This window comes from Paenibacillus sp. FSL M7-1414 (genome assembly GCF_038003195.1).
Lineage (GTDB): Bacteria > Bacillota > Bacilli > Paenibacillales > Paenibacillaceae > Paenibacillus > Paenibacillus amylolyticus.
Genome location: NZ_JBBOOS010000001.1, coordinates 1,536,875 through 1,551,912 on the forward strand (window position 1 = coordinate 1,536,875; position 15,038 = coordinate 1,551,912).

Here is a 15,038-nt window from a genome sequence, read left to right on the forward strand (position 1 = left end):
TCACCTCCATGAACCTAATGTACATGATATTTTACTAAATGTAAACTATAATATACAAAATGTTAAAGATCATTTACTTCTAAACGTTGATAATGGACATGAAAAAGAGAGCCTGCTGGGCTCCCTAGGATTTTTATTTTGTTGTCGGAAAAGTTGCCAGAAAAGTGAAATCAAGATGCATCTGCACACGGCAGATGTTGATTCTGTTCCTCTGCCTTCCGAAGTAACATTTGGAAAAAGATGAGCGCTCCAAGCCCCACCAGGATATACAGACCAGCCATCGCATAGGAGGGCAGAAAGGCTCCAATGGTTAACCCGAGACTGCCGAGAAGGGCAGCAGCGTTGTAACTCAACCCGTCAGCAGCCATATAGGCAGCACGGTCCGAATCTGGAATCATGCCCGCGAGCATGACCTGACGAACAGGGGCGTACATCAATTCTCCAATGGTTAGCAATATAGCGGATGAGATGAGTAACCATGCCCAGTTGCTGAAAGCAAGTACGGTGAAACCTGCGGTATAGAGGAGCATACCAACAGTCATAATAGATCGGGACTGGAAGCGACCTATCCATCTGGAGAATGGAATGGCAACCAAGGCGACCATTACGGTGTTAATGACCATGATCAGGCTGAACATATGCAGACCTGAGATATCTGAGCCGAACAGTTGGGCGGTGAATTCATTTTTTAGACGAACAGCGATGTATTTATCCAACTGAAATTCCAGGGAGACTGCAAGTACAGTGGCCGTGAAAAATATCATGAAACGTTTGTCCTGAAAGACCGCCCAGTACGTTTTCAGTATGTTCCTCTGGATGGGAGTATCTCCACAACCTGATTCGCGTTTATCCATTGTTTCACGAATCATAAAGATCAAAATAAACAGGGTGGCTAGGCTTTCAAGGCATACCAGACTGAACAATAGGAAACGAAACGATTCGAAAAATAGCCCGCCCATCAGTGCACCAAAAGTTACAGCAACGTTTGTTGTCCAATATTGCAATCCATATACATAATGACGTTCATGTTCACTGCTCACGTCGACAATCATGGCATTAGCAATCGGCACGGTGATCCCTGAACTGAGACTGCTGAGCAGAAACATGATGCAAGTGACAATGATCGAATCCATCCACGGCGAATTGGCGATGGCCAAACAAAGCAGAGCCACTACCTGCAGAGTTTGTGCAACCACCATTAACTTCTTCCGTCCAATTCGATCAGACCAATATCCTGCCCACAATCCCACAATCATGGAAGCCACAATATTGACCGTCAGCAATAACCCCGCCAAACCTGCGCCAATCTGAATACTCAGATAGATCGCCATGAATGGAATGATGGACTTCTGGGTCAGATCGGTGAAAAAATCAGTAATGATACGTATCCTAATGTTCGGGTGCAAATCGGCGTATTTCATAAGTCGTTTTTCTTCCTTCCCACTGGTCATGTTGATGTTACTGAGTATAATGGAGGAAAACCTGAAGAAAAACTGTAGAAGCATCCGGATGGATTTCGTATTTTAGCAGAAGGTAGGGCAACTATGGACGTATCAGAACATTACATTCAACTGCGATTAAACTTTCCACATGTGCATGATGAACAAGAATTATATACAACAGTAGGTGAACTTGCCGATCTATTATGTTGTACCATGCGCAATATGAACCTCATTATGAACAAATTCAAGGAGAATGGATGGGTCAGGTGGAACCCGCAGCGCGGAAGAGGCAAAAAATCGATGCTGGTATTTTGTGTCCCGTTGCTTGAAGTGGCGCGTGAACGATTTGACCATCTCCTGGATGGGAACAGGATGGAGGACGCCTATGAACTGGCCGCCACCTTACCAATTACGATGAGAGAACATCTGATGCAGCAAATGCAGCATCAATTTGGTCTGCGTTCGAATGGAGGGGACAGAGGACGAGTGGATACATTGCGGATTCCACGGAATATCCCTTTTAAGACATTGGATCCCACGCAGACGGCCATGTGGGGAGAAGTTTTTATTGTTGCGGAGGTTTTTGATCGTTTGGTTCGTTATAATGCTGAATACCAGGTCTGTGAACCGAGTCTGGCTGTGGCATGGGAGAGTCATTCAGAGGGGAGCGAATGGATCTTTTATCTGCACAAAGGTATACCCTTTCATCATGGCAGAATATTGGATTCAGAGGACGTGAAGTTTACCTTTGATCGCATTATCTCTGACAATAGTAACCCGTGCAGGCCTCTGTTTGGATCTATTGAGCGCATAGAGACGTTGGACGAATTGACTGTACGTTTTGTGTTAAACAAGCCTAACTTCATGTTCCCGGATCTGATGAGCAGTATGTCTGCATCGATCTTGCCGAGAGATGTGGAGATGAATCCGCTCCATCCGATTGGAACAGGACCTTATCGGTTGACACGTCATGATTCCAAGCTGCTTGTGTTGGAAGTATTCCCTTCCTACTTCCGAGGCCGAGCCTATATTGATCGCGTTGAGATATGGCAACTTCCCCATTCTGGGAGGGTGGAGTCCGTCATCAAGCATAATATATTTCCGGATGCGGAGCCTCGTGCCGTGCAGCATGAGATGCAGGGTGGCATGTATATGACGTTTAATATGCAAAAGGAAGGGCCGCAGCATGATGTGAATTTTCGCCGGGCTGTTCAACAGCTATTGAATGCGCAGGAGTTGTCGCAAGCGCTCGGAAGCACGAACACGCAGGCTGCTTATAGTCTGATTCGAGGACGAGTACAGCAACCTTTAAAGGTGGGTTCAGATCAAGGGGAGCCATGGAAACAGCAATCGGAACAAATAGAATGTTCGGTCACACCTGTATCTGACCTTTCCATGGAGACCTCACTGGCGCGGGCCTCAGCATTATTGCGTCATAGCTCTTATCAAGGGCAGAGTTTAAGCCTGTGGGTGGAAGAAGGCGAGAAGATGGAGGCAGATATGGTCTGGTTTGCAGAGAGAAGTAAACAGATTGGCCTACATATCAACATTATGCAGGGAGATCCGATCCATGCAGTCTATCAAGATGGGTTCGGGGATTGTGATCTGATCTATACAGGAGAAATCTTCAATGATAATGTCGTGCTGAGTCTCGTGACGATGTACACCTTCCAGAACACGTTATTCCTGATTGCGATGAATGATTACTGGAGACATGAACTGGAACAGGAATGTGGACGAGTGGTCATGATACAGGAAGCTGCGGAGCGGTTGAATAGATTGATTCGGCTAGAAGATCGACTGATTCAGGAGGCATTGCTTCTGCCCACATACAGCTTCAAGGAAGAACACGCCCATCATGATTCACTGAGAGATTATCGTCTTGCGGGGTATGGTCTGCCTGATCTGCGCAGATTGTGGGTGAAGAGAAGCCCTGGGGCCGCTGAAGAGGATACGAGTTATCCGGTGTATATTCCGTTGTGGTAGGACTATGCAAGCGTAGTAATGCCGTATTAACTGACTTCACCGATTGCTTGTCAAACTAGTCCGCATATATCGAACAAGTCCCTCATAACATGTACTAATCAAGTAGGGGTTCTGCTGCAAGCACAATCCTGAAGTGAAAACATGTGCTAAAGGGGATGATGTCATGCGCCGAATATCATGGATGCTTGCCATGGTATTGGTCTTATCGGTCTTGCTTGCCGCCTGCGGGAAGAAGGATGCGGCAGCTGTGGTCAAAGATCTGAACGAAGTCGTAGGAGAGATGGAAAGTTACCAGGGGGCAGGCGTGATGACGCTGCATACCGGAGATACGCCGCAGCAGTACAAGGTCGAGGTATGGCATCAGAAGCCTTCCTATTATCGTATTGCGTTAACGAATGCCAAAAAGGATGTAACACAGATTGTGCTGCGTAACGATGAAGGTGTGTTTGTTTTGACACCGAGCCAGAACAAAAGCTTCCGTTTTCAGAGCAACTGGCCAGATAATCAAGGACAGGTATATCTCTATGAAACATTGATTCGGAGCATTACGGGGGATACAACCCGTCAGTTTGCGGATGAGAAGGAGAGCTATGTATTTGATGTAGCTGCCAATTATAATACACATGCACTCGTCAGACAGAAGATCTGGCTGAATAAAAGCGATTACGCACCGAAACAGGTTGAGGTATCCGACTCCAATGCCAATGTGGTCGTGGATGTGAAGTTTGATTCCTTCAAATTTGGTGCTGCATTTGAGAAAGACGCCTTTGACATGCAACGTAACATGACAGCAGCTACAAAAGAGGGCGGCCAAACAGGAACGGATTCTGGTGTAACTCCTGCGGAGCAAACAGGTAATGAGGGCGGTAAAGAACCTGCCAATCCTCAGACTGCGCCTGAACCTGATGGAGCCGTTACTGATGGACAGTCGGGTATAGGTGGTGACACAGAGCAGCAAGGTACAGAAGGTGCTACAACAGGTCAGGAAGGCGAAGAGCCGACACTTGCAGAACCGGAAGGGGCAGACAGCTTCGGCGTGATTCAGCCGACCTATGCGCCGGAAGGCGTGCAGCTCAAGGACGATCAGATTCTGGAAGAAGCGGGAGACTATTCGGTTATGCTTCGTTATGAAGGAACATATAATTACACGATATTCGAAGCCAGACCACAGGATCGAGCTGTATCACTTGCTCCATCCAGTGTAGTAGATCTTGGATTCACACTGGGGATGATCAGCGGAGATGCATTGAAGACTCTGACATGGATGACAGATGGCATAGAATATCGGATCACCAGTGCCGACCTGCCTCAGAACGAAATGGTACGCATTGCAACATCGATGCAGGAAGAGTCAGGCAAATGATTTTTGAACAAATGAACGAATAGTAGCATAAACATAAGGAATGCTAAGAAGCATCGGAGACCCGTTCTCCGGTGCTTTGCTTTGATGTAAGAAAGGTGTTCATTTAGCGTTGTTTTTCTTACCCGATTACACTCAATAAAGCAAATTGCGCTTCTACGCAGAGGGAACCGGGTAAATAATCGATATAAGCAGATTTTGCTTGGGTGGAAAGTGGAATTTTGCCCTGCTAATCTCGCTTATCGGTCTTCTTCTGTGTTCGCATTTGTTCTTCAAAAGGCGCACCTTACATCTGTTTTTGGATGCGAAACTTCGGTTCATTTGACAGTCACATGCTGGAGCATTACGATGGAGTCTGACGTGAGCCGGATTAAGATGATTAGAGAAGGTGACTTAACGTGCAAGGACAATATCGGCCGACCCAAGCGGAGATCAATTTGGATCATTTGTGTACTAACGTAGAAGCTTTCCGCGAGGCATTGCCACAGGGCATGAAATTCCTCGCCTGTGTGAAGGCCAATGCCTATGGACACGGAGCGGTGGAGACGGCTAGGGAACTGGAACGAGTGGGTGTGGATTACTTAAGTGTGGCTTTTCTTGACGAAGCTCTAGAACTGCGACAACATGGGATTACGATTCCAATCCTGGTACTGGGTTATACGCCGCCTGAAGGGATCGCTGTTGCATGGCAACATGATGTGACCGTCACACTGTTCAGCAGGGAAGTGCTTGACGCCATTCGACATCTGGATGCGAGCACATTCGCTAACCAACTGAAGGTTCATATTAAAATCGACAGCGGCATGGGCCGATTAGGTCTGTTGCCTGGCGATGAGGCATTGGCTTTCATTCAGGAAGTAGCTTCGCTCAATCAGGTGATGCTGGAAGGCATGTTTACCCATTTTGCCAGAGCAGATGAAGAAGACAAAACCTATACACTGGAGCAGTATAGACGGTTCCAAAGCGTAGTTCATGCGCTCAGGGATCAGGGATGTTCCATCCCGATTATACATACGGCGAACAGCGCCGCTGCCATTGATACACCGGAATTGTCCTATGACATGGTACGTGTGGGAATAAGCCTGTACGGACTGTATCCTTCGGCTGAGGTGAATCATCAGGTGGTGAAGCTGTCCCCGGTATTGACGCTGAAGACAAAAGCGGTTCTGGTCAAAACACTGCCACCCCATTGGGGGATCAGTTACGGAACCCGTTATTTTACGCAAGGTTACGAACGAATAGCGACCCTGCCGATCGGATATGCAGACGGATTCTCCAGAATGCTGACAGGTAAAGCAGAAGTGCTTGTACGCGGACGCCGCGTCCCTGTCGTCGGTACAATCTGCATGGATCAGTGTATGGTGTCGTTACAATCTTTCGCGGAAGAGGCGGAAGAAATTCAAGTCGGCGAAGAGGTTGTCCTCATCGGTCATCAGTCTGGTGGCGTAATAACCGCAGACGAGGTGGCATCTCAGCTCGGTACGATTGCTTATGAAGTGATCTGCATGATGGCGCACCGCATTCCGCGGGTATATACCCGCGGGGGAGCAGTAGTCGCCAGAATCAATCCACTTTTGACATCCTGACAGGTAAACTGGACGTCATTCCCAATAAACTTTTTTTCAGAACAGAAGGAAAACTGTCGGAGCATCTCGAATTATGTATGACGGTAAGGATTTAATTCCTGAATTGAGATGTTTGGTCTGTACGAATATTGTTCCCCGTGTTTATAATGGAGTACAGCATACTTGATATACTCGGGGCATATATATTCCTTTGTATAAAAGTTCTGGAAAAACGTAATACTGGTTCACAATGGCGAAAGGTTTGTGGGGGTGGAAGAAAGGTGGCCAACTTGCAGAACACCAAGCGGATCATGATCAGTTTACCTGATTATCTTTTGCAGGAAGTGGATGGCATCGTAGCGCTGGAGAATTCCAACCGCAGCGAATTGATTAGGCAGGCTATGAAGCTGTATTTAACGGAGCGTAAGAAACGTTACATCCGTGAAACGATGCAGCGAGGGTACATGGAGATGGCAAAAATTAATCTGACCATGGCATCCGAAGCCTTTCATGCGGAGGAAGATGCGGACAGCACTCTGGACCGCTTAGTTAGCGGGGTGTAGACATTGATCGTAAAACGTGGTGACGTTTTTTTTGCGGATCTTTCTCCCGTTGTCGGTTCCGAGCAAGGTGGAGTCAGGCCGGTTCTGGTGATCCAGAATGATATCGGCAACCGGTTCAGTCCAACTTGTATTGTGGCGGCTATCACCGCCCAAATCCAGAAGGCAAAGCTGCCAACGCATGTTGAAATTGATGCGGCGGCACACGGCTTTGACCGGGACTCGGTTATTTTGCTCGAACAAATACGGACGATTGATAAACAGAGGCTGACTGACAAGATTACCCATCTGGACGAGGAGACCATGAAATTGGTCAACGAAGCCTTACAGATCAGCCTTGGTTTAATCGATTTTTAAGGCAGCAACCAGCGTCTTGTACGTTGCACTGCCGTCCGTTGGCAATGGATGTTCCCGTAAGGGAACACACTGAATTCAGAATGTAACCAAAAGAGCGTATGACATCCTTCGGGCTGTTATGCGCTCTTTTGATTAAAGCTTGATGAAAGCGTAGAACATTGGCGATCTTTTCGCTATAATGAAACCTGAGAAACCGTTTACCCGAAAGACCTATATATAGAGGTGGAGGAGACATATGAGCATTTACATCAATCAGGAGAAACTTCAGTTTCATTTACAGACCCGTGAGGCCAGTTACGTATTTCAGGTACTGCCTTCAGGATATTTGGTGCATTTGTATTATGGCAAAAAATTACGCGACACCGATCTGAGCTGGTTGCATGTTCGTACAGAACGAGCATCTTTCAGTCCGAACCCGGTACCAGAGGACCGTACAATTTCATTTGATACATTGGCAGTGGAACTACCCGTGTATGGCACAAGTGATTTCCGTAATCCGGCTATCCAACTGGAACTTGAGAATGGCTCGACGGTTTCGGAGTTTACGTATACAGGCCATCGATTGGTCAAAGGAAAGACAGCGCTTACTGGTTTGCCAGCAACGTATGTTGAATCCGATGAAGAAGCAGAGACGCTGGTTATTGAGTTGGAAGACCGCGTTGCAGGCATCAAAATTGAGCTTTCTTATACAGCCTTTACGGCATTTAATGCAATTACACGCTCGATGCGTATCGTTAATGAGAGCGCTACCTCAGTGAATGTGGTGCGTGCGCTCAGTTCTTCTGTTGATTTCCCGCACGCGGATTATGAATTGTTGCAATTGTCAGGTGCATGGACACGGGAACGTGATATCGTTCGCAGACCGCTTGCGTCAGGCCTGCAAGGGATTGAGAGCCGTCGCGGTTCAAGCAGTCACCAGCAGAATCCATTTATTGCGCTGATGACACCAGGCACGGATGAAGACCAAGGTGAAGTTTACGGATTCAGTCTCGTCTATAGTGGCAGCTTCACCGCACAGGCTGAAGTGGATCAGTTCCACACCACCCGTGTGTCACTCGGAATTAATCCGTTCGAGTTCAGCTGGAAGCTGGAGCCGCAAGAAGCGTTCCAGACACCTGAGACGGTTATGGTGTACTCGGCTGCAGGTTTGGACGGCATGTCACAGTCCTACCACGAATTGTATCGGGAGCGTCTTGCGCGTGGTAAGTTCCGTAATGCGGAACGTCCGGTTCTGGTCAATAACTGGGAAGCAACCTACTTTGGATTCAATGCAGACAAGATTGAGCAGATCGCTCGCGCCGGACAGAAGCTGGGTATTGAGTTGTTTGTCTTGGATGATGGCTGGTTTGGACATCGGGACAGTGACAATTCCTCATTGGGCGACTGGATTGTAGATAAGAACAAATTGCCACAGGGATTGGATGATCTGGCTAACCGCGTAACAGGTCTGGATATGCAGTTCGGATTGTGGTTTGAGCCTGAGATGATCTCACCAGACAGTGAGCTGTACCGAGCGCATCCGGACTGGTGTCTGCATGTGCCTGATCGTCGCCGCACAGAAGGACGTCAGCAACTGGTACTCGACTTCTCTCGTCAGGATGTACGTGATGAGATTGTGCGCATGTTAACAGACGTACTTGGTTCTGCACCAATCACTTATGTGAAATGGGACATGAACCGCAATATGACGGAAGTGGGTTCTGCATTGCTTCCGGCAGATAGACAGCGTGAGACAGCGCATCGTTACATGCTGGGGTTGTATGACGTGATGGAACGAATCACTTCGGCGTTCCCGAACATTCTGTTCGAGAGCTGTTCAGGTGGTGGTGGCCGCTTCGATCCAGGTATGCTGTATTACATGCCACAGACGTGGACAAGTGATAACACGGATGCCATATCCCGCTTGCGGATTCAATACGGTACGAGTCTTGTGTACCCGGTAAGTTCGATGGGATCGCATATCTCAGCGGTACCGAATCATCAGGTCAACCGGATCACTTCTCTTGAGATTCGGGGACATGTTGCGATGTCGGGCAACTTCGGGTACGAGCTGGACCTGACAAAATTCACGGAGGAAGAGAACGACATCGTGAAAGCCCAGGTTGAGCTGTACAAGGAGATTCGTGGAACGGTTCAATATGGAACATTCCGCCGTTTGCTCAGTCCGTTTGAAGGCAATGAGACGGCGTGGATGTTTATTGCACCGGACGGAAGCGAAGCTGTTGTATTCTACTTCCGTGTGCTCTCTGAGCCCAATGCGCCACTTCAGCGCCTGAAGCTGAAAGGATTGGACCCTAATGCGGATTACCGTCTGAAAGGCGGATCGGAGACCTTTACCGGCGATGCCCTCATGTATGGCGGTATTTCGGTAGGCAGCACATCAGGAGACTATCTGAGCGAAATGTTCCGGTTCGAGCGCGTCTAGATAAGTGAACTACATTTTATTTACACGGATACTACGATGACAGAACAACCTTCCAATCGCTGTTATCCCCGGATTTTCCCTTTTCTCAAAGGGAAAATCCGGGGATAGCGTATGCTTCCGATGTAGCTATCTGAAGAAAGCTTGTAGCTTCGCTTTTTCAGGTTTTTTCTGTCCTCTCCGTTATTGTGTAAATGAGCAGTTTCACTTATTAGATTGCTATTTTATTTAAAGCTTTAAAAAAAAGGAAGGACCGGGGAGCGTCGTGATGACGTTTTTCGGTCTTTTTTTGACGTAATGGGGAAGGCTGGAGGATGACATCATTCTGTCAGAACTTGTATGCTTGCGGATTGATGGAAATCTGGACGTGATTCTGTGATAATATAGGGTAGAGTGGAAGAAACAAATGGTTCAACTATACTGTAATTACAGCAGCAAAGCTGCCCTGAAATGATTGTAACGAACGATTCAGGAAGGAAAGAGGGATTTATTTTGTCTGAACAGGAAACGGTTCTGGAACCCAATGAAGAAACAATAAAGGCAGAACGCCATGAACGAATCATCAAACAGGTAGCCAAGGAACTGTCACTGTCCTTGAAGCAGGTCCGCACAACGTCGGAGCTTCTGGACGAAGGCAATACGATTCCATTTATCGCCCGCTACCGTAAAGAAATGACTGGAGAGCTGGATGAGAACCAGCTGCGATCGATTGAAGAACGCATTGTTTATCTGCGCAATCTTGAGGATCGCAAATTGGAAGTCATCCGTATTATAGAGGAACAGGGCAAACTGACCGGAGAACTGAAGCAATCCATTACGCAAGCTGTGAAGCTGCAGGAAGTGGAAGACTTGTATCGACCTTACCGTCAGAAGCGGAAAACGCGTGCCAGTGTGGCCAAGGAAAAAGGTCTTGAGCCCCTTGCTGTATGGATCTGGGGTCAACCCAAACAAGGAGATGTACTCCAGGAAGCTACGAAATATATCAATGCTGAACTGGGTGTAGAAGATGCGGAGTCGGCGCTTCAGGGAGCCAAAGACATTCTCGCGGAGAATATCGCAGACGATGCTGCCATTCGTGCCTGGATTCGTCGGTACACCTTGGATCACGGGATGCTGACTTCAGAAGCGAAGGATGCTCAAGAGGAGTCCGTGTACGAGAATTATTATGATTACCGCGAATTAGCCAAAAAAATGCCTCCACACCGTATTCTCGCAATTAATCGCGGTGAACGTGAGAGTATCCTGAAAGTCGGCTTGGACGTACAGGCAGAACCGGCCCATCGCCATATGGAAGGACAGATCATTCGTGGTGCTTCTGCCGTGCAGGATATCCTGCGTGATGTGATTGAAGATGCATACAAGCGGCTGATTGCGCCTTCCATCGAGCGTGAAGTTCGTGGAGAACTTACGGAAAAAGGTGAAAATCAGGCCATATCGGTATTCTCGGCCAATCTGCGTAACCTGTTGCTTCAACCGCCGATTCATGGCAAACGTGTGCTGGGTGTCGATCCGGCCTATCGTACCGGTTGTAAACTGGCTGTAGTAGATGATACGGGCAAACTGCTGGAAGTGGCTGTGACCTACCCAACGCCACCACACAACAAGAAACGTGAAGCTGCGGAAGTATTCCATCGCATGATCAAGCAATATGATATCGGACTGATCGTCATTGGTAATGGTACCGGATCACGTGAGACGGAGCAATTTGTTGCCGAGATCATTCAGGAGAACGGTGATGAAAGTCTTGTGTATCTGATTGTTAACGAAGCAGGCGCGAGTGTATATTCTGCATCCAAGCTGGCCCAGGAAGAATTCCCTGATCTGGATGTTGCGGAGCGCAGTGCAGCTTCCATTGCTCGCCGGGTACAAGACCCGCTGGCGGAGTTGGTTAAGATTGATCCAAAAGCCATTGGCGTGGGTCAATATCAGCATGACGTATCCCAGAAGATTCTCGAAGAAAGCCTGAAGGCTGTCGTGGAATCGGCAGTTAACCATGTGGGTGTGGATGTGAATACAGCATCACCTTCGTTGCTGTCATATGTTGCCGGAGTTAACGCTACGATTGCCAAAAACATTGTGAAGTACCGTGAAGAAAATGGCCGGTTTACGAACCGCCGTCAGCTTCAGAAGGTGCCACGTCTGGGTGCCAAAACCTATGAGCAGTGCGTAGGATTTATGCGTATTGGTGAGGGAGAGAACCCGCTGGACCGTACACCTATTCACCCTGAGTCTTACAAGGTAGTGGATCAGCTGTTCAAGGAGCTTCAGGTTGCACTGGACAAGCTGGGCAGCAAGGAACTGTCGGTATTACTGTCAGAGCAACAGCCAGAACAATTGGCTGTGAAACTGGACGTAGGTGTGCCTACATTGCGTGACATTCTGGACAGCTTGCAGCGTCCGGGGCGTGACCCGCGTGAAGAAATGCCGTTGCCAATCTTCCGTACAGATGTATTGAAAATTGAGGATCTGGTGGAAGGTATGGAGCTGCAAGGTACGGTTCGGAACGTTATTGATTTTGGTGCTTTTGTTGATATTGGGATCAAGAGTGATGGGCTTGTCCATATTTCACAGCTCAGCAACGGGTATGTTAAACACCCGATGGATGTTGTATCTGTAGGTGATAATGTAACGGTCTGGGTTATGAATGTGGATACCAAAAAAGGCCGTGTCGGCCTTACGATGAAGAAGCCAGCTTCTGCGCAACAGTCTTCTTAAATAGTAGGATTGGAGAACAGCCTTCCCTAACCAGGAAGGCTGTTTGTTGTCGACAGTAATAGTCTCGTTGTCTGTTCTAATTCCTCTAGTAAGTACGGTGGGCAATATGTGCATTTTCTTAAAGTGCGTGTTCAAAAGGCCATCTTTCGTAATCCAAAACAGACTTTTATGAACAACCTCTTAAAGTTCGTTCTCCGCGCTGCGTGGTGTGCCATTTGCTGGTTTGTTACGATAAAAGAACCAGCATTCGTTCAGCAACTTGATTTGCCGGCTGTCCTTTTTGTGAAATGCACGCATCAGTTGATTGCAAAGCCATTGAGGCAAGGGTATCTCCTCCTCTTGCATAATTCATCTGTACGTTAGCATATGTGGCAATAGCCTGGACTGTGCGGGATAAGTGGAGGCCTCCGGCAAATCAATCTTGTTCACTCAAAAAAGCACAAAACCCAATTCAGGGAAATGTGCTTTTCGTTCTCATCATTATAAAATGATACCTGTGTTGAATTAGAGAGCTTCCATCTCTTCTTCATACCATTGTTCCAATTGGGCCTGAAGAGCTCGGATTTCGGTAAGCAGAGAAATCAAAGGATAATGGCTTTCACGTAGTACTGCAAAAGATTCTTCAAGCGCATTGATATAATCAAGGCCGCCGATGATAGTAAGATTTTCGTTTAGGAGATCGAGGCTGTCACATTCGGCGATCGCCCAAGGCAGGACAGGGACATCTGCTGCAGTGAGTTTATCAATTTCCTTGTGCAGGCGCAGGTTGAGCGCACTGAGTTGATAGGCGTAATCTGCTGGCATTTCCACGAACTGCAATTGTTGTTCCTGCTGCAGGATGACATAGCGCATTGTAGGCATAACGAGTAATAATCTCCCCTCATACATTCTACTTGACAGTGTAGCCTACGAAACGGTTAAAATTCAAGTATTATGCCGGAAAAACAAATGCTCCGAGGGGGTGCAAGGAGAGGACACCGATGGAAAATGAGGAATTGCAACAATGGATTGAACAGGTATCACTGGATCATTTCGGAGTGCCGTTCACCCATGAAGCGTTGTTTAACAGTCGCCTGACCACGACGGGTGGGCGTTATATGCTCAAAAGTCACCGGATTGAGATCAATCCGCATCAACTCGAAGCCTACGGGCGAGATGAGGTTGAGAAAATCATCAAGCATGAGCTGTGCCACTATCATCTGCATATTCGTGGGCGCGGCTATCAGCATCGTGATCCGGAATTCAAGGCTTTATTGCAGAAGGTAGGTGGCTCGCGTTACTGCCAATCACTTCCTGACGGCAAAGGCAGAAAGCCGCTGCCATATCGTTATAAGCTGGTGTGCAAGAGTTGTGGTACGGAATATTTGCGCAAGCGGAAAATAGATCCGAAGCGTTACCGTTGTGGTCGTTGCGCGGGAAAGCTGGGGCTTCAGAATATCTGATGTGTGTATCGTTCAATGTATTAAAGAAAGTGATGGAAGGGATGTTGACTTGGATTATTAATCATGATAGATTAATCTTATTCAAGTTAATTTTCCCTGATAGCTCAGTTGGTAGAGCACTCGACTGTTAATCGAGTTGTCACAGGTTCGAGCCCTGTTCGGGGAGCCATTTCTTGGAGAGATACCCAAGTGGCTATAAGGGGACCCTCTGCTAAGGGGTTAGACTGCGTAAGCGGTGCGAGGGTTCGAATCCCTCTCTCTCCGTTCTGAATTAAACTTCTCTGCAAAGGGATGAGAACCCTAAAGGTTCGTCGGAGCATAAGCTTCGTTAGCAATACTTCGCAGTCTCAAACGAAGTGAGAGTACCCCTCTTTCTCCGTTCTGATTGCAATAAAAATCCTCTTCACATTAGACCGGTTAACGGTCAGTGTGAAGGGGATTTTTTGCGTTTACTGATCTTTGCTTATCCATGGTGTACGCTTCAGCCTAAAGTGAAATGCTCAACATCTCGTATAAACCTTTCTTGCCTGCTTCCGTTACTTCGACAGAGCGACTTCCTGTTTTTTGACGAATCCAGTCCAGTTCCGCTAACCGATGTCTGAGTTGTTCCCCAAGCATACCTGAGAGATGATGACGGCGTTCGCTCCAATCCAGACATTTGCGAGCGATGGCCCGGCGTGATCCCGGCTTCATCTGAAGTTCAATTCCGAACGTAGTGAACCACTGTATTCCTTTCTCTGTAACGTGATAATCCTTGCTGTGTGCCTCTTCGGGGTCTGAAAGATACCCCTTCTGTACTAAGGCTTCACAGAGCGAGATTCCCAATTTCCCGGCCAGATGACCATAACAGGTCCGTGCATGACTCAGTTGTTGAAGCTGATCGGATTGTTTGAGAGAGCGGATCTGTACAGGCGGAGCAATACTGGCCATGCTTTCAATCAGATTAGCAATTTCTTTGTTTGCAAGACGGTAGTATCGGTGGCGGCCTTGTTGTTCAACTTCGAGTAATCCTCCCTCTACGAGTTTAGCTAGATGGCTGCTTGCCGTCTGGGGAGTGACACTTGCCATATGAGCAAGCTCTCCTGCAGGCAACGCACGGCCATCTAGTAAGGATGACAGAAAAATAGCGCGGCTTGGATCAGCGATTAACGACGCAATAACAGTAATATTCGGATATACATTCATACTT

12 protein-coding genes and 2 tRNA genes are annotated in these 15,038 nt (G+C 47.6%); 10 read left to right on the forward strand and 4 right to left on the reverse strand.

Features of this window, described 5'->3' with window-relative positions; all coding sequences use genetic code 11:
- Positions 1–170 precede the first annotated feature (170 nt).
- Positions 171–1,421 (reverse strand): MDR family MFS transporter, encoded by a 1,251-nt coding sequence (locus MHH92_RS06810; RefSeq protein WP_340902804.1) that lies wholly within the window; start codon positions 1,419–1,421, stop codon positions 171–173.
- 123 nt (positions 1,422–1,544) lie between these two features.
- Here MHH92_RS06810 and MHH92_RS06815 point away from each other — a divergent pair, with 123 nt between their 5' ends.
- The 7 genes from MHH92_RS06815 to MHH92_RS06845 all read left to right on the forward strand — a co-directional run bounded on the left by MHH92_RS06815 (position 1,545) and on the right by MHH92_RS06845 (position 12,407).
- Positions 1,545–3,428 (forward strand): ABC transporter substrate-binding protein, encoded by a 1,884-nt coding sequence (locus tag MHH92_RS06815; RefSeq protein WP_340902806.1) that lies wholly within the window; start codon positions 1,545–1,547, stop codon positions 3,426–3,428.
- A 163-nt stretch (positions 3,429–3,591) separates the two neighbouring features.
- On the forward strand, positions 3,592–4,791 hold the full coding sequence (locus MHH92_RS06820) for an outer membrane lipoprotein-sorting protein (RefSeq protein WP_340902807.1): 1,200 nt from the start codon (positions 3,592–3,594) through the stop codon (positions 4,789–4,791).
- A gap of 395 nt (positions 4,792–5,186) precedes the next feature.
- Positions 5,187–6,374 (forward strand): alanine racemase, encoded by a 1,188-nt coding sequence (alr, locus tag MHH92_RS06825; protein ID WP_127551307.1) that lies wholly within the window; start codon positions 5,187–5,189, stop codon positions 6,372–6,374.
- 260 nt (positions 6,375–6,634) lie between these two features.
- Positions 6,635–6,916: a CopG family ribbon-helix-helix protein gene (locus tag MHH92_RS06830; RefSeq protein WP_017690037.1), complete on the forward strand. Its 282-nt coding sequence runs from the start codon at positions 6,635–6,637 to the stop codon at positions 6,914–6,916.
- 3 nt (positions 6,917–6,919) lie between these two features.
- Positions 6,920–7,270, forward strand: coding sequence for a type II toxin-antitoxin system PemK/MazF family toxin (locus MHH92_RS06835; protein ID WP_024630714.1), 351 nt, complete (start codon positions 6,920–6,922; stop codon positions 7,268–7,270).
- Between the two features lie 235 nt (positions 7,271–7,505).
- Positions 7,506–9,695, forward strand: coding sequence for an alpha-galactosidase (locus tag MHH92_RS06840; protein ID WP_340902820.1), 2,190 nt, complete (start codon positions 7,506–7,508; stop codon positions 9,693–9,695).
- A gap of 489 nt (positions 9,696–10,184) precedes the next feature.
- A complete protein-coding gene (locus tag MHH92_RS06845) occupies positions 10,185–12,407 on the forward strand; it encodes a Tex family protein (RefSeq protein ID WP_338708029.1) in 2,223 nt (740 codons plus the stop codon).
- A 180-nt stretch (positions 12,408–12,587) separates the two neighbouring features.
- On the opposite strand, the gene cmpA is transcribed toward MHH92_RS06845, so the two are convergent.
- Positions 12,588–12,731: a cortex morphogenetic protein CmpA gene (gene cmpA, locus MHH92_RS06850; RefSeq protein WP_017690033.1), complete on the reverse strand. Its 144-nt coding sequence runs from the start codon at positions 12,729–12,731 to the stop codon at positions 12,588–12,590.
- A 180-nt stretch (positions 12,732–12,911) separates the two neighbouring features.
- On the reverse strand, positions 12,912–13,268 hold the full coding sequence (locus MHH92_RS06855; protein WP_036669053.1) for a hypothetical protein: 357 nt from the start codon (positions 13,266–13,268) through the stop codon (positions 12,912–12,914).
- Positions 13,269–13,387: 119 nt separating this feature from the next.
- On the opposite strand from MHH92_RS06855, the gene MHH92_RS06860 reads away from it, so the two are divergent.
- The 3 genes from MHH92_RS06860 (at position 13,388) to MHH92_RS06870 (ending at position 14,113) form a co-directional block, all read left to right on the forward strand.
- On the forward strand, positions 13,388–13,849 hold the full coding sequence (locus MHH92_RS06860; protein WP_036669054.1) for a SprT family protein: 462 nt from the start codon (positions 13,388–13,390) through the stop codon (positions 13,847–13,849).
- A gap of 93 nt (positions 13,850–13,942) precedes the next feature.
- A tRNA-Asn gene (locus MHH92_RS06865) sits at positions 13,943–14,018 on the forward strand.
- Between the two features lie 6 nt (positions 14,019–14,024).
- Positions 14,025–14,113: transfer RNA gene (locus tag MHH92_RS06870), tRNA-Ser, on the forward strand.
- 222 nt (positions 14,114–14,335) lie between these two features.
- Here MHH92_RS06870 and MHH92_RS06875 read toward each other — a convergent pair.
- On the reverse strand, positions 14,336–15,034 hold the full coding sequence (locus MHH92_RS06875) for an ArsR/SmtB family transcription factor (RefSeq protein WP_340902822.1): 699 nt from the start codon (positions 15,032–15,034) through the stop codon (positions 14,336–14,338).
- Between the last annotated feature and the right edge of the window lie 4 nt (positions 15,035–15,038).